Below are 22,596 nucleotides of genomic sequence, written 5' to 3' on the forward strand. Positions count from 1 at the left end.
GACACCACTGCATGGCCGACCAACCGAATTCCCCGGATTCCTCCTCCCGTCCCGACAGCCGTGAACCGGCCTGGGAGCGCGCAGCGCTCGAGCGGATCGCGCTCGCGGCCGTCAAGGAGCAGCGTGCCGCACGGCGCTGGAAGATCTTCTTCCGCTTCGCGTTTCTCGGCGTGTTCGTGCTGCTCGCGTTCGCGCTGATCGATTTCTCGAGCGATTCGAAGTTCTCGTCGAGCGGGCGGCATACGGCGCTCGTGACGATCGACGGCGAGATCGCGGCAGGCGTCAACGCGAACGCCGACGACATCAACACCGCGCTCGACGCCGCGTTCGACGACGACGGCACGGTCGGCGTCGTGCTGCGGATCAACAGCCCGGGCGGCAGCCCGGTGCAGGCCGGCATGGTCTACGACGAGATCCGGCGCTTGCGCGGCAAGTATCCGGACAAGCCGCTGTACGTCGTCGTGACCGACATGTGCGCATCAGGCGGGTATTACATCGCGTCGGCCGCCGACAAGATCTTCGTCGACAAGGCGAGCATCGTCGGCTCGATCGGCGTGCTGATGGACGGCTTCGGCTTCACCGGGCTGATGGGCAAGCTCGGGGTCGAGCGGCGCCTGCATACGTCGGGCGAAAACAAGGGCTTCTACGATCCGTTCTCGCCGGAAACGCCGAAGATGGACGCGCACGCGCAGGAACTGCTCGACCAGGTGCATGCGCAGTTCATCAAGGCCGTGAAGGATGGCCGCGGCAAGCGGCTGCACGAGACGCCGGACATGTTCTCCGGCCTGTTCTGGACCGGCGAGAAGAGCGTCGAGCTCGGGCTCGCCGACGGCTACGGCACCACCGACACGGTCGCGCGCGACGTGCTGAGGGCGCCGGATCTGGTCGACTATACGGTGAAGGAAAGCCTGACGAACCGTGTCGCGCGCAAGTTCGGCGCGGCCGTCGGTGGCGCTGCGATGAAGGCGCTGACGGCTGGCGGCGCGTCAGTCAGCCTGCGCTGACGGCTGACGGCTGACGGCTGACGGCTGACGGCTGACGGCGGCGATGGGCGGGCCGCGATGGCCCGCCTTTCATTCATCAGTGGATCGCCGGTCGCGGCATCAATCAGTTCGCGAGCAGCAGGAAGATCGCGGGGCGCTTGTGCAGATTCGGCGCCAGCGCCTTTTTCCAGTCCGCCGCCGTGCGGCTCGCGATCGTCTCGGTCGCGAGGGTCAGATCGGCCGCGACGCAGATCTGCGTCGACGGCGCGCAGGTCGCGACCAGCGTGTCGAGCATCGCGTGATTCCGGTACGGCGTTTCGATGAAGATCTGCGTCTGGCGCGCCTTGCGCGACAGTTGCTCGAGTTCGCGCAGGCGTTTCGCGCGCGCGGCCGCATCGACCGGCAGATAGCCGTTGAACGCGAAGCTCTGGCCGTTCAGGCCCGACGCCATCAGCGCGAGCAGGATCGAACTCGGTCCGACGAGCGGCACGACCTTCACGCCGCGCTCGTGCGCGCGGCGCACCAGCAGCGCGCCGGGATCGGCGACGGCCGGGCAGCCGGCCTCCGACACGAGGCCGGCATCCGCGCCGGCCAGCACCGGAGCGAGCAGCCGGTCGATCGCGCCGGCCGGCGTATTGACGTTCAGCTCGCTGATCTCGATTTCCTGGATCGGCCGCGTCGTACCGATCTTCTTCAGAAACGCGCGGGTCGTTTTCGCGTTCTCGCCGATGTAATAGCCGAGCGTGCCGGCGCGCGCCTGCACGGCGGCGGGCAGCACGGCGGCGAGCATCGATTCGTCGCCTTCGCCGAGCGTGTTCGGGACGAGATAAAGCGTGCCGGCGGTCATGCGCGGTCTCCACGAGTGGTTGCAAACAACGGGTAGCCGGCGGCGCGCAGCATCCGCGTGAGGGCGATCAGCGGCAGGCCGACGAGTGCGGTGGGGTCGTCCGAGTCGATCGCGTCGAGCAGGGCGATGCCGAGCCCTTCGGATTTCGCGCTGCCGGCCACGTCGTACGGCGTTTCCGCGCGCAGGTAGGCGTCGAGTTCGGCCTCGGGCAGCGAGCGAAAGCGCACGTGCGTGACGATGTCCTCGACCTGCGCTTCGTCCGTACGGCTGTCGTGCAGGCAGAGCGCGCTGTGGAATTCGACTTCGCGGCCCTGCATCGACACGAGTTGCGCGAGCGCGCGCTCGTGCGTACCGGGCTTGCCGATCTGGTGGCCGTCGAAGGTCGCGACCTGATCCGACCCGATCACGAGCACGCCGTCCGGCGCGTCGATCGTCGCGGCCACCGCGCGTGCTTTCGCGGCGGCGAGGCGCAGCGCGGTCGCGGCCGGCGTTTCGCCGGCGAGCGGGGTTTCGTCGAGGTCGGGCGACACGACGTCGAACGGCACGCCGAGGCGCTCGAGGAGCGTGCGGCGGTAGCGGGAACTGGAGGCAAGAATCAGCCGCGGCGGGCGGCAAACGGTATCCGGCATGGTCGGTTGGATCGGTGAGTCGTCAGGTGTGGCGCGGCGTTGCGCGGACGCAAGCTTAAGTGATTGACCGCAAAAGGTAAAACAGGTATGCTTTCCCGCTTTTCGTCGGCAGGCTTTCGTGTGGTGGCGCCTGCCGGGTCTTCGGAAGTAAAGTACGTCATCCTTCGATGAGCCGTACGCGAGCGGTGCCAAGCCGGATCCCGCAAGTCAGCCTGTAGGCAGGAGCGCACATGAACACTTCTTCTGGCAAACCTGCGGCGGCGCTCGATCCGCACGCGGTCGACCTGTTCGAGTTTGCCCGCAGCGGGCGGCAGGCAGCCGGCGCGGTGCACCTCTCGCAACTGCCGCGCATGTTAAACGAAGTGCCGACGGACGCGCCAGATCGCGACACGGTCTTCACGTGGCAGGCGGAAGGGTTCACGCAAAAGGAGTTGCAGGACGACGGCACCGACGGGCAGCAGCCGTATCTGCGCCTTGCGGTGCACGGCCATGCGTGGCTCACGTGCCAGCGCTGCATGACGCCGTACGACCAGACGTTCGACGTCGACATGACGTACCGGATCGTCGCGACCGAAGAAGAAGCTGAAGAATTTCCGCTCGACGACGATGAAGCCGATGTGATCGTGGGCTCACGCCAGTTCGATCTCGTCGACTTGATCGAAGAGGAATTGCTGCTTTCGTTGCCGCTCGTGCCCAAGCACGAGGTTTGCCCGGCAGTTCACGAAAGCCTCGTGTCGGGCGCGAGCGGTCCCACGGAAGAGACGGACGAGGCGTCCGACGAAGCCGGGGACGAAGGCAAACGGCCGAATCCGTTCGCAGCGCTGGAAGCGTTGAAGAAGGACGGTGACGGCACCAAGAAACACTGAGCAGTTGTGGCGCGGGAAGGCGTAAGGGCTTTGGGCCAGGGTAGTTAAGCGCCGGATCGGGCTGTGTTAGAATCCGGAAAATTATTTAGGAGTTAGTCATGGCAGTCCAGCAAAACAAGAAGTCGCCGTCGAAGCGCGGCATGCATCGTTCGCACGATTTCCTGACGGCAGCGCCGCTGGCAGTCGAGCCGAGCACGGGTGAAGTGCACCTGCGTCACCACGTCAGCCCGAACGGCTACTATCGCGGCAAGAAAGTCGTCAAGACGAAGAACGACTAAGCGTCAAGTCACGCGTTGCGCGCTACGCTCGCCGTTCGCGTGACAACTGGTTCGCTTGACACTTTCCTGGCTCAACAAAAAGGCGGCATTCAACTGCCGCTTTTTTGTGCCTGAAATTCGTCGCATTCCATGACCGTAAAGCTCACAATCGATTGCATGGGAGGCGACCACGGCCCGTCCGTGACCGTTCCCGCGGCAGTCAAGTTCGTCCGCGCGCATCCCGATGCGCACCTGATGCTCGTCGGCATCGAAAGCGCGATTCGCGCTCAGCTGAAGAAGCTGAAAGCCCTCGACGATCCCGCGTTGACCATCGTGCCCGCCACCGAAGTCGTGGCGATGGACGATCCTGTCGAAGTGGCGCTGCGCAAGAAGAAGGATTCTTCGATGCGCGTCGCGCTCAACCACGTCAAGGACGGCGCGGCGCAGGCCTGCATCTCCGCCGGCAATACCGGCGCGCTGATGGCCGTTTCCCGTTACGTACTCAAGACGCTGCCCGGCATCGAGCGGCCCGCGATCGCGTTCGCGCTGCCGAACCCGACCGGCTACACGATGATGCTGGACCTCGGCGCGAACGTCGACTGCGAACCGCAGCACCTGCTGCAGTTCGCGGAGATGGGGCACGCGCTCGTGGCCGCGCTCGAAGGCAAGGAGCGCCCGACGATCGGCCTGCTGAACATCGGCGAAGAGGTCATCAAGGGCAACGAGACGATCAAGCGCGCAGGCGAGCTGCTGCGTGCCAGCACGCTCAATTTCCGCGGCAACGTGGAAGGCAACGACATCTACAAGGGCACCGTCGACGTGATCGTGTGCGACGGCTTCGTCGGCAACGTCGCGCTGAAGACGTCCGAGGGGCTCGCGCAGATGCTGTCGGACATCATCCGCGAGGAGTTCGGCCGCTCGCTGATGTCGAAGCTGATGGCGCTGCTCGCGCTGCCTGTGCTGATGCGCTTCAAGAAGCGCGTCGACCACCGCCAGTACAACGGCGCGGCGCTGCTGGGGCTGAAGAGCCTCGTGATCAAGAGCCACGGTTCGGCCGACGCCTACGCGTTTGAGTGGGCGATCAAACGCGGGTATGATGCCGTCAAAAACGGGGTGCTGGAGCGCCTCGCGCGCGCGATGGCGGATAATTCAGTGTCGCTCGGCGACGGCGAACACGACGCGGGCGGCGCGGGCCATGCAAGCCCGGCCGCAGGCCATCACGCCGAACCTTCCGCTGCGCAATCCTCTAAAGCATAAATGGCCCAATCGACTCTCTATTCCCGCGTGCTCGGCACGGGCAGCTACCTGCCGCCCGACCGCGTCACGAACCAGCAGTTGACCGATCGTCTTGCGAAGGAAGGCATCGAGACGAGCGATGAATGGATCGTGGCGCGCACGGGCATCCATGCGCGCCATTTCGCCGCACCGGACGTCACGACGAGCGATCTCGCGCTCGAAGCGTCGCGTCGTGCGATCGAAGCGGCCGGTGTCGATCCGCAGTCGATCGACCTGATCATCGTCGCGACTTCGACCCCCGATTTCGTGTTCCCGAGCACCGCGTGCCTGCTGCAGAACAAGCTCGGCATCAAGAACGGCGGCGCGGCATTCGACGTGCAGGCCGTGTGTTCGGGCTTCGCGTACGCGGTGGCGACAGCCGACAGCTTCATCCGCAGCGGCCAGCATCGTACGGCGCTCGTGGTCGGCGCGGAGACGTTCTCGCGCATTCTCGACTTCAAGGACCGCACGACCTGCGTGCTGTTCGGCGACGGTGCCGGCGCGGTGATCCTGTCCGCGTCGGAAGAGCCGGGCGTGCTCGGCAGCGCGCTGCATGCGGACGGCAGCTACTCGAACATCCTGTGCACGCCGGGCAACGTCAACCGCGGCGTGATCGACGGCAGCGCGTTCCTGCACATGGACGGGCAGGCCGTGTTCAAGCTCGCGGTCAACGTGCTCGAAAAGGTCGCGATCGAAGCGCTCGCGAAGGCGAATCTCGCGCCCGAGCAAATCGACTGGCTGATTCCGCACCAGGCCAACATCCGCATCATGACCAGCACCTGCCGCAAGCTCGGCCTGCCGCAGGAGCGCATGGTCGTGACGGTCGACCAGCACGGCAATACGTCGGCCGCGTCGATCCCGCTGGCGCTCGACGCCGCGGTGCGCGACGGTCGCATCCAGCGGGGCCAGCACGTGCTGATCGAAGGCGTCGGCGGCGGCTTCACCTGGGGCGCGTCGGTCTTCCGCTTCTGATCCGCGGCGCGCGACAAGCCGCGCGCGGATCCCATCGGCGCGCCGTTCGTGCGCGCCGTCCGAATCGATTCAATTGGGGACGATATGAAATTTGCATTCGTTTTTCCGGGGCAGGGCTCGCAGGCGATCGGCATGCTCAACGCATTCGCCGATCTGGCCGTCGTGCGCGAGACGCTCCAGGAAGCATCCGATGCACTCAATCAGGATCTCGGCAAGCTGATCGCCGAAGGCCCGGCCGAAGAGCTGAACCTGACCACCAACACGCAGCCCGTGATGCTGACCGCGGCGTACGCGTGCTACCGCGCGTGGCAGCAGGCGGGCGGCCCGGCGCCGTCGATCGTCGCCGGCCACAGCCTCGGTGAATACACGGCGCTCGTCGCGGCCGGCGCGCTTGCGTTCAAGGATGCGGTGCCGCTCGTGCGCTTTCGTGCACAGGCGATGCAGACGGCCGTGCCGGTCGGCCAGGGCGGCATGGCCGCGATCCTGGGCCTCGACGACGACACGGTGCGCGCGGTATGCGCGGAAGCCGCGGAGGCGGGCGTCGTCGAAGCGGTGAACTTCAATGCTCCGGCGCAGGTCGTGATCGCGGGCAGCAAGGCCGCGGTCGAAAAGGCATGCGAGATCGCGAAGGCGAAGGGCGCGAAGCGCGCGCTGCCGCTGCCGGTGTCGGCGCCGTTCCATTCGTCGCTGCTCAAGCCGGCGTCGGACCAGCTGCGCGACTACCTCGCGAACGTCGACGTGAAGGCGCCGCAGATTCCGGTCGTCAACAACATCGACGTTGCCGTGGTCAGCGATCCGGCCGCGATCAAGGATGCGCTGGTGCGCCAGGCCGCGGGCCCGGTGCGCTGGGTCGAGTGCGTGCGGCACATCGCCGGCACGGGCGCCACGCACGTGATCGAATGCGGTCCGGGCAAGGTGCTGGCCGGCCTGACGAAGCGCATCGACGGCAACCTGACGGGTGCGTCGGTGTTCGATCCGGCTTCGCTCGACGAAGCGCTCAAGCTCGCGACCGCCTGACGCGGCGCCTTTTCCCAAGCAACGGACATTCGATTCATGGACAAGACTCTCGATAAACAGGTTGCGATCGTGACCGGCGCGTCGCGCGGCATCGGCCGTTCGATCGCGCTCGAACTCGCGCGCCTGGGCGCGACGGTGATCGGCACGGCGACGAGCGAATCGGGCGCCGCCGCGATCACCGCGGCGTTCGCGGAAGCGGGCGTCACGGGCCGCGGCGCGGTGCTGAACGTCAACGACGCGGCAGCCGCCGAGGCACTGATCGATGCGACCGTGAAGGAATTCGGCGCGCTGAACGTGCTCGTCAACAACGCGGGCATCACGCAGGATCAGCTCGCGATGCGGATGAAGGACGAGGACTGGGACGCGGTGATCGACACCAATCTGAAGTCGGTGTTCCGCCTGTCGCGCGCGGTGCTGCGCCCGATGATGAAGGCGCGCGGCGGCCGTATCATCAACATCACGTCGGTGGTCGGCTCGGCCGGCAATCCGGGTCAGGTCAACTATGCGGCCGCGAAGGCCGGCGTCGCGGGCATGACGCGTGCGCTCGCGCGCGAAATCGGCAGCCGCGGCATCACGGTGAACTGCGTGGCGCCGGGCTTCATCGACACCGACATGACGAAGACGCTGCCGGAAGAACAGCAGGCCGCGCTCAAGACCCAGATTCCGCTCGGCCGCCTCGGCAGCCCGGAGGACATCGCCCATGCCGTCGCGTTCCTCGCATCGCCGCAGGCCGGTTACATCACCGGCACGACGCTGCACGTGAACGGCGGCATGTACATGTCGTAACGGTTTTCGTTTACCATCCGCGCCGTATCCCGTTTTTCAGGCGGATCGGCGCTTGATCGACCATCAAGCCAACGCGCGTTTTGGCGTCAGCAAACCTGATAAAATGCGCGCACTTGTAAATCTGAACTTTCCCTCGGAGGGGTAATGGACAACATCGAACAACGTGTCAAGAAGATCGTCGCTGAACAACTGGGCGTCGCGGAAGCCGAGATCAAGAACGAAGCTTCGTTCGTGAACGACCTGGGCGCGGATTCGCTCGACACGGTCGAACTGGTGATGGCTCTCGAAGACGAGTTCGGCATGGAAATCCCGGACGAAGAAGCAGAGAAGATCACGACCGTTCAGCAAGCGATCGACTACGCTCGCGCAAACGTCAAGGCGTAAGCGCCTTTCGCGCTTGTCCGCCACGTCGCCGCGATCTTCGCGATTGACGCGCCATCCTGCCGGCTTCGCGCCGGACGGACTAACAGCCACAGGGCTCGCAGGGCTGGTTCCTGTGGCCACTGTGGCTTTTGTTTTTGTCATCCAATAATGGAAAAGAGGTTACCGTGAGCCGCCGTCGTGTTGTCGTTACAGGCCTGGGGCTGATTTCGCCTGTTGGCAATAATGTTGCCGACGGCTGGGCCAATCTCGTCGCCGGCAAGTCCGGTATCGCCACCGTCACGAAGTTCGATGCGTCGAACCTCGCCTGCCATTTCGCGGGCGAAGTGAAGGGCTTCAGCGCCGAGGAGTACATCCCGGCGAAGGAAGCCCGGAACATGGATACGTTCATCCATTACGGCATCGCCGCCGGCGTCCAGGCCATCAAGGACAGCGGGCTGGAAGTGACCGAAGCCAACGCGGAGCGCATCGGCGTGCTGGTCGGTTCCGGCATCGGCGGCCTGCCGATGATCGAAGACACGCACCAGACCTACGTCGATCGTGGCGCGCGCCGGATTTCGCCGTTCTTCGTGCCGGGCTCGATCATCAACATGATCTCGGGTCACCTGAGCATCATGTTCGGCCTGAAGGGCCCGAACCTCGCGGCCGTCACGGCCTGCACGACCGGCCTGCACAGCATCGGCCTCGCCGCGCGCCTGATCCAGGCCGGCGACGCCGACGTGATGGTCGCGGGCGGCGCCGAATCGACGGTGTCGCCGCTCGGCATCGGCGGGTTCGCCGCCGCGCGCGCGCTGTCGACCCGCAACGACGATCCGGCCACCGCGTCGCGTCCGTGGGACAAGGACCGCGACGGCTTCGTGCTGGGCGAGGGCTCGGGCGTGATGGTGCTCGAGGAGTACGAGGCGGCGAAGGCGCGCGGCGCGAAGATCTACGCGGAAGTCGTGGGCTTCGGCATGACGGGTGACGCGTACCACATGACCGCGCCGAACATGGACGGCCCGCGCCGCTGCATGGTCGCGGCGCTGCGCGACGCCGGCCTGAATGCCGACGAGGTGCAGTACCTGAACGCGCATGGCACGTCGACGCCGCTGGGCGACAAGAACGAGTCCGACGCGGTGAAGGCGGCCTTCGGCGAGCACGCGTACAAGATGGTGGTCAACTCGACGAAGTCGATGACGGGCCACCTGCTGGGTGGCGCGGGCGGCCTCGAATCGGTGTTCACGGTGCTGGCACTGCACAACAACGTGTCGCCGCCGACCATCAACATCTTCAACCAGGACCCCGAGTGCGATCTCGATTACTGCGCGAACACCGCGCGTGACATGAAGATCGACGTTGCCGTGAAGAACAACTTCGGCTTCGGCGGGACCAACGGCACGCTGGTGTTCAAGCGCGTCTGACGTCGAATCGCTTGACGAGTCCATTCGATGCTCCGGCCGGGCGTCCGCAGCGCTTTGCGTTGCGGGCCTCGGCCGTGTCGTATCTCGTGCTGGCCGCGTTCGTCGCATCGGCTGCCGCGTCGGCGTACCTGTTCTGCGCGCCGCGCGCGGGCGCTGCCGCCGGCGCAGGCGTGTCGGCCGCGACGGCGGCACTGCTGGCCGTATGGGCGGCGCGGGCCTGCGCCCGCCGGCTGCCGGCCGAGCTGCGGATCGATGCGTTCGGGGAGATTGCGGCGTTTGGCCGCACCGGGCGATTGCTGGCCCGCGGTCGCGTGACCGGCCATGCGCACTGGAGCACCCTGCTGCTGGTGCTATCGATCGGGCAGGGCGCCCGGCGCGCGCGGCCGCTGCTGATTCCGGCCGACGCGCTCGACGCCGCGTCGTTCAGCGCGCTGTCGGTGCTGGCGAGAACGGCCGGGGCGGCGGGGCAGGCATGACGGCGGCGCGGTTACCGACCGTAACCAGCGGCCGGCGCCGGAACGCTACAATAACGCTCCGCGTTGCATCCCTAGTTAACGGATTTGTCAGGTGAGTGAAAAAGAAATCGATCAGGCTCTGGTCGAGCGCGTACAGAAGGGCGACAAGGCGGCGTTCGAACTCCTGGTCTCCAAATACCACCGCAAGATCATCCGGCTGATCTCGCGCCTCGTGCGGGATCCCGCCGAGGTCGAGGATGTGGCCCAGGACGCGTTCATCAAGGCGTATCGTGCGCTGCCGCAATTCCGCGGCGAATCGGCGTTCTATACGTGGTTGTACCGAATTGCCGTCAACACGGCGAAGAACTACCTTGCGACGCAAGGCCGCCGGGCGCCGACCTCGACCGAGGCCGATGCGGAGGAAGCGGAAACTTTCTCGGACGCAGACCAACTAAGGGATATCAACACGCCTGAGTCGATGTTGATGAGCAAGCAGATTGCCGAGACGGTCAACGCTGCGATGGCTCTGCTGCCCGAAGAACTGCGCCAGGCAATCACGCTGCGCGAGATCGAGGGCCTGAGCTACGAAGAGATCGCGGAAATGATGGGCTGTCCGATCGGGACGGTCCGCTCGCGGATCTTCCGTGCGCGCGAGGCAATCGCTGCCAAATTGCGTCCGCTGCTCGATACGCCCGAAGGCAAGCGCTGGTAAGCGCGACGGGCGGAACGACGCGGGTCGGGGTCTAGTTACGGATAGAGTCGTGAAGTCACGACGGGGTGTGCAAGATGGGGAGCATCATGGGGTCGGTCAATACGCAATCGCAAGCGTGCTCGCGCGGCGAGCGCCTTTCCGCGCTGGTCGACGGCGAAATGTTCGATGGCCCGGATCACGGGCAGTTTCTGGCTGAGCTCGACCGCGCGGATCGCGCTGCGTGGGCCCATTACCACCTGATCGGCGATGCGCTGCGCTCGGACGAGCTCGCGCTGCCGCCCGCGCTGAGCGTCGCGTTTACCGCACGCATGTCGGCCGCGCTCGAAAGCGAGCCGCACCTGCTGGCTCCGGCGGCCGCGCCGGCCGCGCGCAAGCTGCTGTCGCTGCGTCGGCGCGTCGTGCCCGCGTTCGCGGTGGCCGCCGCGGCGGCCACGCTGACCTGGGTCGTCGTCCCGCAAATGCAGACGGCCGGTACGCCGGGCGCCGTCCAGGTCGCCTCGATCGGCGCGCAGCAGGGCGGCAACCTGCAGCGCGTGACGGTTGCGCAGGCATCGGCCCAGCCCGGCCTGCAGGACGTCAACATCATTCGCGACGCCAGCCTCGACCAATACCTTGAAGCGCACCAGCAATTCGCCCAGCAGCCCGTCGTCACGGGTTCGATGCCGCTGATCCGCGCTGCCGTGACCACCACGCCAGGCCAATAAACCCGATGCGGACATTGCAGTTGAATCACGCCATCTCCGGATGGAAGCGGCTGCCGGCCCTCCTGCTTTGCGCAGCCGCCCTGTTGTCCGTTCAATCCCTTCCCGCCAGTGCCCAGCAACCGGACGATCCCGTCGCGACCCGCAAGGGCGCCGCGGACTGGCTCGACCGCGTCCAGCAGGCGGCGCAGCAGCAGAGCTACGAAGGTACGTTCGTCTACCAGCGCGGCGGGTACGTGCAGTCGTCGCGCATCGCGCACGTCGCGTCCCGCGACGGCGAGTTCGAACGGATCGAGACGCTCGACGGCAAGCCGCGCAAGCTGCTGCGGCACAACGACGAGCTGTACACGTTCGTGCCCGAGCGCAAGCTGTGCGTGGTCGAGCGCCGTCAGACGCGCGACTCGTTTCCCGCGCTGCTCGGCGCGAGCGGCGAACACGTAATGTCCGTCTACGATGCGAAGTCGCTCGGCAAGGACCGCGTGGCCGGGATCGACGCGCAGGTCGTCGAGCTCGTGCCGAAGGATGCGTACCGTTTCACGTACAAGCTGTGGGCCGACGCGCGCACCGGGCTGCTGCTGCGTTCGCAGACGCTCGACGCGAACGATCGCGTGCTCGAGCAGATCGCGTTCTCGCAATTGCAGACGGGCGGCGCAAGCGGCGACAAGGCCGCGATCGCAGCCGGCATGCGCAACCTGAGCGGCTGGACGGTCGTGCGCCCGCCGGTCGCGACGGTCGACATGGAAGCGCAGGGCTGGCAGCTCGCGCCGAGCGTCGCCGGCTTCCAGAAGATTCGTGAAGTGCGCCGGCCGATGGCCGCGCGCGATGCCGGCGATCCGCCGATCCCGGTCGATCAGGCGGTCTTCACGGACGGCCTCGCGACGATCTCGGTTTTCATCGAGCCGGCCGAAAAGAATACGCGCAAGGAAGGCGCGGGCAGCACCGGGGCGACGCACGTTCTCGTGAAGCGCCGCGGCGACTACTGGATCACCGTGCTCGGCGAAGTGCCGCCGGCGACGTTGCAGCAGTTCGCGTCTGCCATAGAATACAAGGCTTCCAAGTAACGCTACGGCTTCCGACATGACGAAACTCACGCTGCGCAAAGTGCTCGCGGCGGCGGCGCTGTGTGCCTGCCTGCCGCTCGTCCCGCAAACCGCGGTCGCGGTCACGCCTCCCGCCGCAAGCCTGCCCGACTTTGCCGATCTGGTCGAAAAGGTCGGGCCGGCCGTCGTGAACATCCGGACCACCGCCAACGTGCCGACGAGCGGCCCGCGCGGCATGCTCCCGCCCGGCTTCGACAACGGCGACATGTCGGAATTCTTCCGGCGCTTCTTCGGCATCCCGCTGCCGCAGGCGCCCGGCAACGGTGGCGGCAACGGCAGCAACCCGAAGAATGCGCCGGCGCCGGACAATCCGCCCGATACCGAGCAGAACCGTGGCGTCGGCTCGGGCTTCATCGTGTCGGCCGACGGTTACGTGATGACCAATGCGCACGTCGTCGACGATGCGGACACCATCTACGTGACGCTGACCGACAAGCGCGAATTCAAGGCGAAGCTGATCGGCGTCGACGACCGCACGGACGTCGCGGTCGTCAAGATCCAGGCGTCGAACCTGCCGGTCGTCGCGATCGGCGATTCGAACAAGGTGCGCGTCGGCGAGTGGGTCGTCGCGATCGGTTCGCCGTTCGGCCTCGACAACACGGTCACGGCCGGCATCGTCAGCTCGAAGAGCCGCAACACGGGCGACTACCTGCCGTTCATCCAGACCGACGTGGCCGTGAACCCTGGCAACTCGGGCGGCCCGCTGATCAACATGCAGGGCGAGGTGATCGGCATCAACTCGCAGATCTACAGCCGCACCGGCGGCTTCATGGGCATTTCGTTCGCGATTCCGATCGACGAGGCGATGCGCGTGGCCGACCAGCTGAAGGCGACCGGCAAGGTCACGCGCGGCCGGATAGCGGTGGCGATCGGCGAGGTGACGAAGGACGTGGCCGATTCGATCGGGCTGCCGAAGGCCGAAGGCGCGCTCGTCAGCAGCGTCGAGCCGGGCGGCCCGGCCGACAAGGCAGGCATCCAGCCGGGCGACATTATCCTGAAGTTCAATGGCCGTCCGGTCGATGCGGCGTCGGACCTGCCGCGCATGGTCGGCGACACGAAGCCCGGCACGAAGGCGACGGTCAGCGTATGGCGCAAGGGTCAGGCACGCGATCTGCCGATCACGATCGCCGAGACGCCGGCCGAGTCGACGGCGAAGGCCGAGCAGCGCAAGAACGCGCCGCAGAAGCCGCGCCAGACCAATTCGCTCGGGCTGACGGTCAGCGACCTGACGGCGGAGCAGATGAAGACGCTGAAGCTGAAGAACGGCGTGCAGATCGACGGCGTCGACGGCCCGGCCGCCCGGGCGGGCCTGCAGCGCGGCGACATCGTGCTGCGTGTCGGCGACACCGACATCACGAGCGCGAAGCAGTTCGCCGACGTGACCGCGCAGCTCGATCCGCAGAAGGCGGTCGCGGTGCTCGTGCGGCGTGGCGACAACACGCAGTTCGTGCCCGTGCGGCCGCGCCAGAAGTAACGCGTCGATGTTCACGCTCTACGGCCGCGGCTGGTGCCACCTGTGCGACGACATGCGCGACGCACTGGCGCCGGTGGCGGCCGAATTCGGTGTCGCGGTCGACTACATCGACATCGACACCGATGCAGCGCTGGTCGCGCGTTACGACGAGGACGTGCCCGTGCTGCTGCTGGACGGCGCGGAAGTGTGCCGCCACCGGTTCGACGACGCGCGGGTGCGCGACGCGCTGGCGGCCCGGCGCTGAATCCGGCCCGCCGCCGGCCGACGCCGTTTTCGCGCGGGGTTCGATCCGGCGGGCGCCCGCCCCGCGTGGCAGGGCGTCCGAAATCCCGCCCGGCAAAAGCCTTTTCGGCTAAAATAAGCCGTTTTTTCACCGACTTACAAGGCGTGCTCCGCAGTCGTGAGCGCGCCTTTTTCGCTTGATCGGCACTGAATGGATCATATTCGCAATTTCTCGATCATCGCCCACATCGACCATGGCAAGTCGACACTCGCGGATCGCATCATCCAGGTATGCGGCGGCCTCGCCGACCGTGAAATGGAAGCGCAGGTGCTCGACTCGATGGACATCGAGCGCGAGCGCGGCATCACGATCAAGGCGCAAACAGCCGCGCTGACCTATCGCGCACGCGACGGCAAGGTCTACAACCTGAACCTGATCGACACGCCGGGGCACGTCGACTTCTCGTACGAGGTCAGCCGTTCGCTGTCCGCGTGCGAAGGCGCGCTGCTGGTCGTCGACGCCAGCCAGGGCGTCGAGGCGCAGACGGTCGCGAACTGCTACACGGCGATCGAGCTCGGCGTCGAGGTCGTGCCCGTGCTGAACAAGATCGACCTGCCGGCCGCGAACCCCGAGAACGCGATCGAGGAGATCGAGGACGTGATCGGCATCGACGCGACCGACGCGACGCGCTGCAGCGCGAAGACCGGCCTCGGCGTCGAAGACGTGCTCGAGTCGCTGATCGCGAAGGTGCCGCCGCCGAAGGGCGATCCGACCGCGCCGCTGCAGGCGCTGATCATCGATTCGTGGTTCGACAACTACGTCGGCGTCGTGATGCTCGTGCGTATCGTCAACGGCACGCTGCGCCCGAAGGACAAGATCAAGATGATGGCGACCGGCGCGCAGTATCCGGTCGAGCACGTCGGCGTGTTCACGCCGAAGTCGCGCAATCTCGAGTCGCTGTCGGCCGGGCAGGTGGGCTTCATCATCGCCGGCATCAAGGAACTGACGGCCGCGAAGGTCGGCGATACCGTCACGCACGCGGCCAAGGCCGCTGCCGAGCCGCTGCCGGGCTTCAAGGAAGTGAAGCCGCAGGTGTTCGCGGGGCTGTATCCGGTCGAGGCGAACCAGTACGACGCGCTGCGCGAATCGCTCGAGAAGCTGAAGCTGAACGACGCATCGCTGCAGTACGAGCCGGAAGTGTCGCAGGCGCTCGGCTTCGGTTTCCGCTGCGGCTTCCTCGGGCTGCTGCACATGGAAATCGTGCAGGAGCGGCTCGAGCGCGAATTCGACATGGATCTCATCACGACCGCGCCGACGGTCGTCTACGAGGTCGTGCAGAGCGACGGCTCGACGATCATGGTCGAGAACCCGGCGAAGATGCCGGAGCCCGGCCGCATCGCCGAAGTCCGCGAACCGATCGTCACCGTGAACCTGTACATGCCGCAGGATTACGTCGGCTCGGTGATCACGCTGTGCGAGCAGAAGCGCGGCTCGCAGATCAACATGCAGTATCACGGCCGCCAGGTGCAGCTCACGTACGAGATCCCGATGGCCGAGATCGTGCTCGACTTCTTCGATCGCCTGAAGTCGGTGTCGCGCGGCTATGCGTCGATGGACTACGAGTTCAAGGAATACCGTTCGTCGGACGTCGTGAAGGTCGACATGCTGATCAACGGCGACAAGGTCGATGCGCTGTCGATCATCGTGCACCGATCGCAGTCGCAATACCGCGGCCGCGAAGTCGCCGCGAAGATGCGCGAGATCATTCCGCGCCAGATGTACGACGTGGCGATCCAGGCCGCGATCGGCGCGCACATCGTCGCGCGCGAGAACATCAAGGCGCTGCGCAAGAACGTGCTCGCGAAGTGCTACGGCGGCGACATCACGCGAAAGAAGAAGCTGCTCGAGAAGCAGAAAGAAGGTAAGAAACGCATGAAGCAGGTGGGTTCGGTCGAGATCCCGCAGGAGGCGTTCCTCGCGATCTTGCGCGTCGAAGACAAATAACAGGACTCATCCTTTTATGAATTTTGCGCTGATTCTTTTTGTGCTCGTCGTCGTGACGGGCGTAGCGTGGGTGCTGGACAAACTGGTGTTCCTGCCGCGGCGTCGCAAGGCGGCCGACTCGGCGATCGAGGAGTTCGATCGCCAGCAGTCGCGCATCGACAAGCGTTTCGCGGACGAAAACGCCGCGCAGACGCGTTCGAAGCTGCGTGACGAAAAGCTGCGCCAGCCGTGGTGGCTCGAGTACACCGCGAGCTTCTTCCCGGTGATTCTGGCCGTGTTCGTCGTGCGTTCGTTCGTCGTCGAGCCGTTCAAGATTCCGTCGGGCTCGATGGTGCCGACGCTGCTCGTCGGCGACTTCATCCTCGTCAACAAGTTCGAGTACGGGCTGCGCCTGCCGGTCACCAACACGAAGATCACGCAGGGCAGCCCGCTGTCGCGCGGCGAAGTCGTCGTGTTCCGCTATCCGAAGGACGAGTCGGTCGACTACATCAAGCGCGTGATCGGCCTGCCGGGCGACACGGTCGCGTACCAGGACAAGCAGCTCACGATCAACGGCCAGCCGGTGCCCGAAACGCCGCTGCCCGATTTCTTCGACGACGAGCGCCAGAATTACGCGAAGCAGTTCGAGGAAACGATCGGCAACAAGAAGAACGCGATCCTCAACAACCCGGCCGTGCCGCCGTTCGTGATGGGCGCATACGACTATCCGTATCGCGACAACTGCACGTACAACAGCCGCGGCGTGATCTGCAAGGTGCCGCCCGGCCACTACTTCATGATGGGCGACAACCGCGACAACAGCGCGGACAGCCGCTACTGGGGTTTCGTGCCGGACCAGAACATCGTCGGCCGCGCGTTCTTCATCTGGATGAACTTCAGCGACCTGAAGCGCATCGGTTCCTTCAACTGATCGCATTCGACTCACACGCAATACGCGACGCACGGGCCGCGTCGCGTATTGCCGAACTACTTTAAGAACCGGCGGTAACACCGCCTCGTCACGCCTTTTCGGGTCCGGCCGTGCCGTTTCGGCCCGACCGGCGCCCGCGTTATACTCCTGCACATGCCCCTATCCCAGTTGGAAAGCCGGCTGCGCTACGAATTTCGCAATGCGGAATTGCTGCGCCAGGCTTTGACCCATCGCAGTCACAGTGCCACGCACAATGAACGGCTCGAGTTTCTCGGCGATTCCGTTCTGAATTGCGCGGTGGCCGCTCTTTTGTTTCAGCGTTTCGGCAAGCTGGACGAAGGTGACCTGTCGCGCGTACGCGCCAACCTCGTCAAACAGCAGTCGCTGTACGAAATTGCTCAGGCCCTGAATATCTCGGACGGCCTGCGGCTGGGCGAGGGCGAACTGCGCAGCGGCGGGTTCCGTCGCCCGTCGATCCTCGCGGACGCGTTCGAAGCCATCATCGGGGCCGTGTTCCTCGATGGGGGCTTCGAAGCCGCCCAAGGGGTCATCAAGCGGCTCTATATCCCGATTCTCGACCACATCGATCCGCGCACGCTCGGCAAGGACGCGAAGACGCTGCTGCAGGAATACCTGCAGGGGCACAAGATCGCGCTGCCGACCTATACGGTCGTCGCGACCCATGGTGCGGCGCACAATCAGCAGTTCGAGGTCGAGTGCACGGTGCCGAAGCTGGACGTGAAGGTATCGGGCTCCGGCGCGAGCCGGCGCGCGGCCGAGCAGGCCGCCGCGAAGAAGGCGCTCGACGAGGTGATGGCGGCCGCACCGATGTTGGCCGCGAAGCCGAAGCGCTCGAAAAACGCGCGCGGCTCCAAGCATGTCGAACCCGAGATCGTGCCGGGCGTGAAGGGCGTGCAGGAAGCGCTCGACCTGCGCTCGCCCGAGCGGAAGGAACGTGCGGCGGCGCGCGAGGCCAGGGCGGCCGGCGCGGCGCCGGGGGCCGCCGCGGCGGCTGCAGCGGCGGGCGCTGAGCCGGCCGTCGCGCCGATGGCCGCGATCCGGGCCGCGCACGTCGAGCCGGCGGCGGACAAGGGCGAACGGGCGGCGAAGCCGGCGACCGACAAGGTGGCCGACAAACCGGCCGAGCGGCCCGACAAGGCCGCGGAAAAGTCCGCCGAGGCCGCGCCGCGCGCAGCCGACAAGCCGGCCGGCCAGGCAACCGATCCGGCGCCCTCGTCGGCCGACAAGCCCTCCGCCGATTCCGCCGCGCGCACGCCCGCGCGCGCACGCGATGCCGCGGCGCCCGACGCCGATACGCCGCCCGGCGGCGCGAGTCTTGCTGCCGCGCAGGCGCGCGTGGCCGATGCCGACCACTGAATTGCCCAGCGATCGTGCCGCGCGCCGCGCGGCCGTTTCCGAACCTGTCTCCCAAACGATATGAACACTCCCGCTCCTACCGGTTTCCGTTGCGGCATGATCGCGATCGTGGGCCGCCCGAACGTCGGCAAGTCGACGTTGATGAACGCACTCGTCGGCCAGAAGATCAGCATCACGTCGCGCAAGGCGCAGACGACCCGCCACCGCATCACCGGCATCAACACGTTCGACGACGCGCAATTCGTATTCGTCGACACGCCGGGCTTTCAGACCCGTCACAGCACCGCGCTGAACCGTTCGCTGAACCGCGCGGTCACGTCGACGCTGACGTCGGTCGACGTGATCCTGTTCGTGATCGAGGCCGGCCGCTTCGGCCCCGACGACCAGAAGGTGCTCGACCTGATCCCGCCCGGCATGCCGACGCTGCTGATCGCGAACAAGATCGACCGCGTGAACGACAAGGCGTCGCTGTTCCCGTTCATGCAGAAGGTGAGCGAACTGCGCGAATTCACCGAGCTCGTGCCGCTGTCGGCGCAGAAGCCGGAAGACATCAAGCGCCTGCTGGACACGATCAAGCCGTACCTGCCGGAAGGCGAGCCGATCTACGGCGAGGACGAGCTGACCGACCGCAGCTCGCGTTTTCTCGCGGCCGAAATCCTGCGCGAGAAGGTGTTCCGCTGGACCGGCGACGAGCTGCCGTACACGAGCACCGTGCTGATCGACAAGTTCGAGGAGGAGGGGCGCCTGAAGCGCATCTTCGCGACGATCCTCGTCGAGCGCGATTCGCACAAGGCGATGGTGATCGGCAAGAAGGGCGAGAAGCTCAAGCAGATCAGCACCGAGGCGCGGATGGACATGGAAAAGCTGTTCGACGGCCCCGTATACCTCGAGACCTTCGTGAAGGTGAAGAGCGGCTGGGCCGACAACGAGGCGGGGCTGCGTGCCTATGGGTACGAATGACGCGCTGACGTCGACCGAAGACGCGGTGGCGGCCGGCGCGAACGACGCGCCGTTGCCGGCACCGCCCGAACCGCCGCGCAAGGCGCGGCGCGCGACGTCTCGCACGTCCGATTTCCGCGTCGCCGAGCAGCCGGCGTTCGTGCTGCACAGCTATCCGTATCGGGAAACGAGCCTGATCGTCGACGTGCTGACACGTGACCACGGCCGGCTCGCGCTCGTCGCGAAGGGCGCGAAGCGCCCGCACTCCGCGTTGCGCGGCGTGTTGCAGACGTTCCAGCCGCTGCTGCTGTCCTGGTCCGGCAAATCCGAGGTGCGCACGCTGACGGGCGCCGAGTGGGTCGGCGGGATGCTGCCGCTCGGCGGCGACGGCCTGTTGTGCGGTTTCTACGCGAACGAGCTGCTCGTGAAATTCTGCGCGCGCGAGGATCCGCAGCCGCCGCTGTTCAATCATTACGTGCTGACCCTCACGCGTCTCGCGCACGGCGAGCCCGCGGTGCAGGTGCTGCGCTCGTTCGAACGCGTGCTGCTGCGCGAGACCGGCTATGCGATGGCGCTGAACCGCACGGTCGCCCGCCGCGCGGTCGAACCCGAGCGCCGCTACGTGTTCGATCCGGAGCGTGGCGTACGCAATGCGGACGACGACGTGCCGTCGCACTGGCCGGTCATCACCGGCCAGACGTTGCTCGACATGGAGCAGGACGATTACCATCGAGCCCAGACGGTTGCGCAGAGCAAGACGCTGATGCGCTTCCTGCTGAACACCTATCTCGGCGGTACGCCGCTCGCCACGCGTCAGATCCTGATCGACCTGCAAAACCTATGAGCTTCTTCCTGACAACGCCCACCGCCATCGACCTCGGCGTGAACATCGACCACGTCGCGACGCTGCGCAATGCGCGCGGCACGCGCTATCCCGATCCGATCCGCGCGGCGCTCGCCGCCGAAGAGGCGGGCGCGGACGCGATCACGCTGCACCTGCGCGAGGATCGCCGTCACATCGTCGACGCGGACGTGCGCCAGTTGCGCCCGCTGCTGAAGACGCGCATGAACCTCGAATGCGCGGTGACGGCCGAGATGCTCGACATCGCTTGCGAAGTGCGTCCGCACGACGCATGCCTCGTGCCGGAGAAGCGTGAGGAACTGACGACTGAAGGCGGTCTCGACGTGGCCGGCCACTTCGAGGCGGTGCGCGCCGCATGCAAGCAGCTCGCCGACGAGGGCGTGCGCGTGTCGCTGTTCATCGACCCGGACGACACGCAGATCCGCGCTGCGCACGAAGCGGGCGCGCCGGTGATCGAGCTGCATACGGGCCGCTACGCGGAAGCGCACGACGAAGCGGAGCAGCAGCGCGAATACGAGCGTATCGTCGCGGGCGTGCAGGCCGGCGCGCAGCTTGGCCTGAAGGTCAATGCGGGCCATGGGCTGCACTACACGAACGTGCAGCAGATCGCCGCGATCGACGGCATCGTCGAGCTGAACATCGGCCACGCGATCGTCGCGCACGCGATCTTCGCGGGCTGGGACAACGCGGTGCGCGAGATGAAGGCGATCATGGTCGCCGCACGCGTCGCCGCGCTGCATGGCGGCGCGCGCTGACGATGCGAGGCCGCCGCGCCCCGCACGCCGTTGGCGACGCGTTTGACCCGGCCTCGCCGGGCCACCCCGGCGGAGACTGACATGGCGATCTACGGCATCGGTACCGACATCGCGCAGGTGAGCCGCGTCGCGGCCGTGCTCGAACGCACGGGCGGCCGGTTTGCCGAGAAGGTGCTCGGCCCCGACGAACTGCGCGTGTTCCACGCCCGGCGCGCCCGCTCCGAGGCGCGCGGCATCGCGTTTCTCGCGACGCGCTTCTCCGCGAAGGAAGCGTTCTCGAAGGCGATCGGGCTCGGCATGCATTGGCCGATGACGTGGCGCGCGCTGCAGACGCTCAATCATCCAAGCGGCGAGCCGTACGTGGTCGCATCCGGCGAGCTGGCTGAATGGCTGGCCGCGCGCGGCATCACGGCACGTGTGACGGTCAGCGACGAACGCGACTACGCGGTGTCGTTCGTGGTCGCCGAAACGGACGCCGCGCCTGGCACTGCACCTGTTTCCCGAACTTCTTCCTGACGGAATTCACGATTCGATGAAAACGACTCCCGGCCCGGTCATGCTCGACGTCGTCGGCACGACCCTGTCGCGCGACGATGCGCGGCGCCTCGCGCATCCGAATACCGGCGGCGTGATCCTGTTCGCGCGGCACTTCCAGAATCGTGCGCAACTGACCGCGCTGACCGATTCGATCCGCGCGGTGCGCGAAGACATCCTGATCGCCGTCGATCACGAAGGCGGGCGCGTGCAGCGGTTCCGCACCGACGGCTTCACGGTGCTGCCCGCGATGCGTCGCCTCGGCGAGCTGTGGGATCGCGACGTGCTGCTCGCGACGAAGGTCGCGACCGCCGTCGGTTACATCCTGGCCGCCGAGCTGCGCGCGTGCGGGATCGACATGAGCTTCACGCCCGTGCTCGATCTCGACTACGGGCACTCGAAGGTGATCGGCGATCGTGCGTTCCATCGCGATCCGCGCGTCGTCACGCTGCTGGCGAAGAGCCTGAACCACGGGCTGTCGCTTGCCGGCATGGCGAACTGCGGCAAGCATTTTCCCGGGCACGGCTTCGCGGAGGCCGATTCGCACGTCGCGCTGCCGACCGACGACCGCACGCTAGACGCGATCCTCGAGCAGGACGTCGCGCCGTACGACTGGCTCGGGCTGTCGCTGGCCGCGGTGATCCCGGCGCACGTGATCTACACGCAGGTCGACAAGCGGCCGGCGGGCTTTTCGCGCGTGTGGCTGCAGGACATCCTGCGCGGCAAGCTCGGCTTCACGGGTGCGATCTTCAGCGACGACCTGTCGATGGAGGCTGCCCGCGAAGGCGGCACGCTCACGCAGGCCGCCGACGCCGCGCTCGCCGCCGGTTGCGACATGGTGCTCGTCTGCAATCAGCCGGATGCAGCCGAAGTCGTGCTGAACGGACTGAAGGCGCGGGCCTCGGCCGAGTCGGTGCGGCGCATCAAGCGGATGCGTGCGCGCGGCAAGGCGCTCAAGTGGGACAAGCTGATCGCGCAGCCCGAGTATCTGCAGGCACAGGCGCTGTTGAGCAGCGCGCTGGCGTAAGCGGGCAGGGCGGGCGCGGATCGTGTCGTTCCGGTCGCTCCAAATGAAAAAGCCGCGCAATCGCGCGGCTTTTTTACGGGTGGCGACAGCCTGATTCGAACGGTCGCCGG

25 protein-coding genes are annotated in these 22,596 nt (G+C 66.5%); 23 read left to right on the plus strand and 2 right to left on the minus strand.

From position 1 onward, the window contains the following. The first annotated feature begins 11 nt into the window (after positions 1-11). Positions 12-1,004, plus strand: a complete 993-nt coding sequence (locus tag H0X95_RS05945; RefSeq protein WP_196445947.1) for a S49 family peptidase — start codon at positions 12-14, stop codon at positions 1,002-1,004. Positions 1,005-1,107: 103 nt separating this feature from the next. Here H0X95_RS05945 and H0X95_RS05950 read toward each other — a convergent pair whose 3' ends face one another. Together H0X95_RS05950 and H0X95_RS05955 are read right to left on the minus strand one after the other, a co-directional pair. Next, entirely contained in the window at positions 1,108-1,830 is a 723-nt protein-coding gene (locus H0X95_RS05950; RefSeq protein WP_077189684.1) for an SAM-dependent methyltransferase, read from the minus strand. Further along, positions 1,827-2,459, minus strand: coding sequence for a Maf-like protein (locus H0X95_RS05955; RefSeq protein ID WP_196445948.1), 633 nt, complete (start codon positions 2,457-2,459; stop codon positions 1,827-1,829). Before H0X95_RS05955 ends, H0X95_RS05950 begins: the two co-directional genes overlap by 4 nt. A gap of 230 nt (positions 2,460-2,689) precedes the next feature. Here H0X95_RS05955 and H0X95_RS05960 point away from each other — a divergent pair, with 230 nt between their 5' ends. The 22 genes from H0X95_RS05960 (at position 2,690) to nagZ (ending at position 22,486) form a co-directional block, all read left to right on the plus strand. Continuing rightward, on the plus strand, positions 2,690-3,325 hold the full coding sequence (locus H0X95_RS05960; RefSeq protein WP_006489698.1) for a DUF177 domain-containing protein: 636 nt from the start codon (positions 2,690-2,692) through the stop codon (positions 3,323-3,325). Between the two features lie 98 nt (positions 3,326-3,423). Beyond that, complete coding sequence (gene rpmF, locus H0X95_RS05965; RefSeq protein ID WP_006051932.1) at positions 3,424-3,603, plus strand: 50S ribosomal protein L32; 180 nt, start codon at positions 3,424-3,426, stop codon at positions 3,601-3,603. Positions 3,604-3,732: 129 nt separating this feature from the next. Continuing rightward, positions 3,733-4,839 (plus strand): phosphate acyltransferase PlsX, encoded by a 1,107-nt coding sequence (gene plsX / locus H0X95_RS05970; RefSeq protein WP_006489700.1) that lies wholly within the window; start codon positions 3,733-3,735, stop codon positions 4,837-4,839. Then, positions 4,840-5,829 (plus strand): beta-ketoacyl-ACP synthase III, encoded by a 990-nt coding sequence (locus tag H0X95_RS05975; protein WP_034200835.1) that lies wholly within the window; start codon positions 4,840-4,842, stop codon positions 5,827-5,829. An 84-nt stretch (positions 5,830-5,913) separates the two neighbouring features. Continuing rightward, on the plus strand, positions 5,914-6,846 hold the full coding sequence (gene fabD, locus H0X95_RS05980) for an ACP S-malonyltransferase (protein WP_196445949.1): 933 nt from the start codon (positions 5,914-5,916) through the stop codon (positions 6,844-6,846). Between the two features lie 36 nt (positions 6,847-6,882). Continuing rightward, positions 6,883-7,632 carry a 3-oxoacyl-ACP reductase FabG gene (gene fabG, locus H0X95_RS05985; protein WP_006476504.1) on the plus strand — a complete coding sequence of 250 codons (750 nt, stop codon included), beginning with the start codon at positions 6,883-6,885 and terminating at the stop codon, positions 7,630-7,632. A gap of 144 nt (positions 7,633-7,776) precedes the next feature. Continuing rightward, a complete protein-coding gene (gene acpP, locus H0X95_RS05990; RefSeq protein WP_004197638.1) occupies positions 7,777-8,016 on the plus strand; it encodes an acyl carrier protein in 240 nt (79 codons plus the stop codon). Positions 8,017-8,180: 164 nt separating this feature from the next. Further along, complete coding sequence (fabF, locus tag H0X95_RS05995) at positions 8,181-9,413, plus strand: beta-ketoacyl-ACP synthase II (RefSeq protein WP_006489692.1); 1,233 nt, start codon at positions 8,181-8,183, stop codon at positions 9,411-9,413. Positions 9,414-9,424: 11 nt separating this feature from the next. Continuing rightward, positions 9,425-9,889 (plus strand): hypothetical protein, encoded by a 465-nt coding sequence (locus H0X95_RS06000; protein ID WP_196445950.1) that lies wholly within the window; start codon positions 9,425-9,427, stop codon positions 9,887-9,889. Between the two features lie 91 nt (positions 9,890-9,980). Beyond that, positions 9,981-10,580 (plus strand): RNA polymerase sigma factor RpoE, encoded by a 600-nt coding sequence (gene rpoE / locus H0X95_RS06005; RefSeq protein ID WP_006490873.1) that lies wholly within the window; start codon positions 9,981-9,983, stop codon positions 10,578-10,580. 86 nt (positions 10,581-10,666) lie between these two features. Then, positions 10,667-11,284, plus strand: a complete 618-nt coding sequence (locus tag H0X95_RS06010; protein ID WP_006490874.1) for a sigma-E factor negative regulatory protein — start codon at positions 10,667-10,669, stop codon at positions 11,282-11,284. A gap of 5 nt (positions 11,285-11,289) precedes the next feature. After that, the gene (locus H0X95_RS06015; RefSeq protein WP_124633211.1) at positions 11,290-12,342 is read left to right on the plus strand and encodes a MucB/RseB C-terminal domain-containing protein; all 1,053 of its coding nucleotides are present in this window, start codon (positions 11,290-11,292) and stop codon (positions 12,340-12,342) included. Positions 12,343-12,358: 16 nt separating this feature from the next. Continuing rightward, positions 12,359-13,855: a DegQ family serine endoprotease gene (locus tag H0X95_RS06020; RefSeq protein WP_059721521.1), complete on the plus strand. Its 1,497-nt coding sequence runs from the start codon at positions 12,359-12,361 to the stop codon at positions 13,853-13,855. A gap of 7 nt (positions 13,856-13,862) precedes the next feature. Continuing rightward, positions 13,863-14,099, plus strand: a complete 237-nt coding sequence (locus H0X95_RS06025) for a glutaredoxin family protein (protein WP_006476497.1) — start codon at positions 13,863-13,865, stop codon at positions 14,097-14,099. A gap of 189 nt (positions 14,100-14,288) precedes the next feature. After that, positions 14,289-16,082, plus strand: a complete 1,794-nt coding sequence (gene lepA / locus H0X95_RS06030) for a translation elongation factor 4 (RefSeq protein ID WP_006490871.1) — start codon at positions 14,289-14,291, stop codon at positions 16,080-16,082. A 16-nt stretch (positions 16,083-16,098) separates the two neighbouring features. Then, entirely contained in the window at positions 16,099-16,992 is an 894-nt protein-coding gene (lepB, locus tag H0X95_RS06035; protein WP_196445951.1) for a signal peptidase I, read from the plus strand. A gap of 153 nt (positions 16,993-17,145) precedes the next feature. Further along, a complete protein-coding gene (gene rnc / locus H0X95_RS06040) occupies positions 17,146-18,369 on the plus strand; it encodes a ribonuclease III (protein WP_080331974.1) in 1,224 nt (407 codons plus the stop codon). A gap of 60 nt (positions 18,370-18,429) precedes the next feature. Next, complete coding sequence (gene era, locus H0X95_RS06045; protein WP_006485602.1) at positions 18,430-19,329, plus strand: GTPase Era; 900 nt, start codon at positions 18,430-18,432, stop codon at positions 19,327-19,329. Next, positions 19,316-20,152 (plus strand): DNA repair protein RecO, encoded by an 837-nt coding sequence (recO, locus tag H0X95_RS06050; protein ID WP_006497720.1) that lies wholly within the window; start codon positions 19,316-19,318, stop codon positions 20,150-20,152. The genes era and recO overlap by 14 nt, the downstream gene beginning before the upstream one ends. Further along, on the plus strand, positions 20,149-20,925 hold the full coding sequence (gene pdxJ, locus H0X95_RS06055; RefSeq protein ID WP_006485609.1) for a pyridoxine 5'-phosphate synthase: 777 nt from the start codon (positions 20,149-20,151) through the stop codon (positions 20,923-20,925). The genes recO and pdxJ overlap by 4 nt, the downstream gene beginning before the upstream one ends. 81 nt (positions 20,926-21,006) lie before the next feature. Continuing rightward, entirely contained in the window at positions 21,007-21,441 is a 435-nt protein-coding gene (acpS, locus tag H0X95_RS06060) for a holo-ACP synthase (RefSeq protein WP_006485603.1), read from the plus strand. A 16-nt stretch (positions 21,442-21,457) separates the two neighbouring features. Then, positions 21,458-22,486, plus strand: coding sequence for a beta-N-acetylhexosaminidase (gene nagZ, locus H0X95_RS06065; protein ID WP_006485604.1), 1,029 nt, complete (start codon positions 21,458-21,460; stop codon positions 22,484-22,486). Positions 22,487-22,596: the final 110 nt, after the last annotated feature.

The organism is Burkholderia sp. 9779_493, assembly GCF_015712215.1.
Taxonomy (GTDB): domain Bacteria; phylum Pseudomonadota; class Gammaproteobacteria; order Burkholderiales; family Burkholderiaceae; genus Burkholderia; species Burkholderia cenocepacia.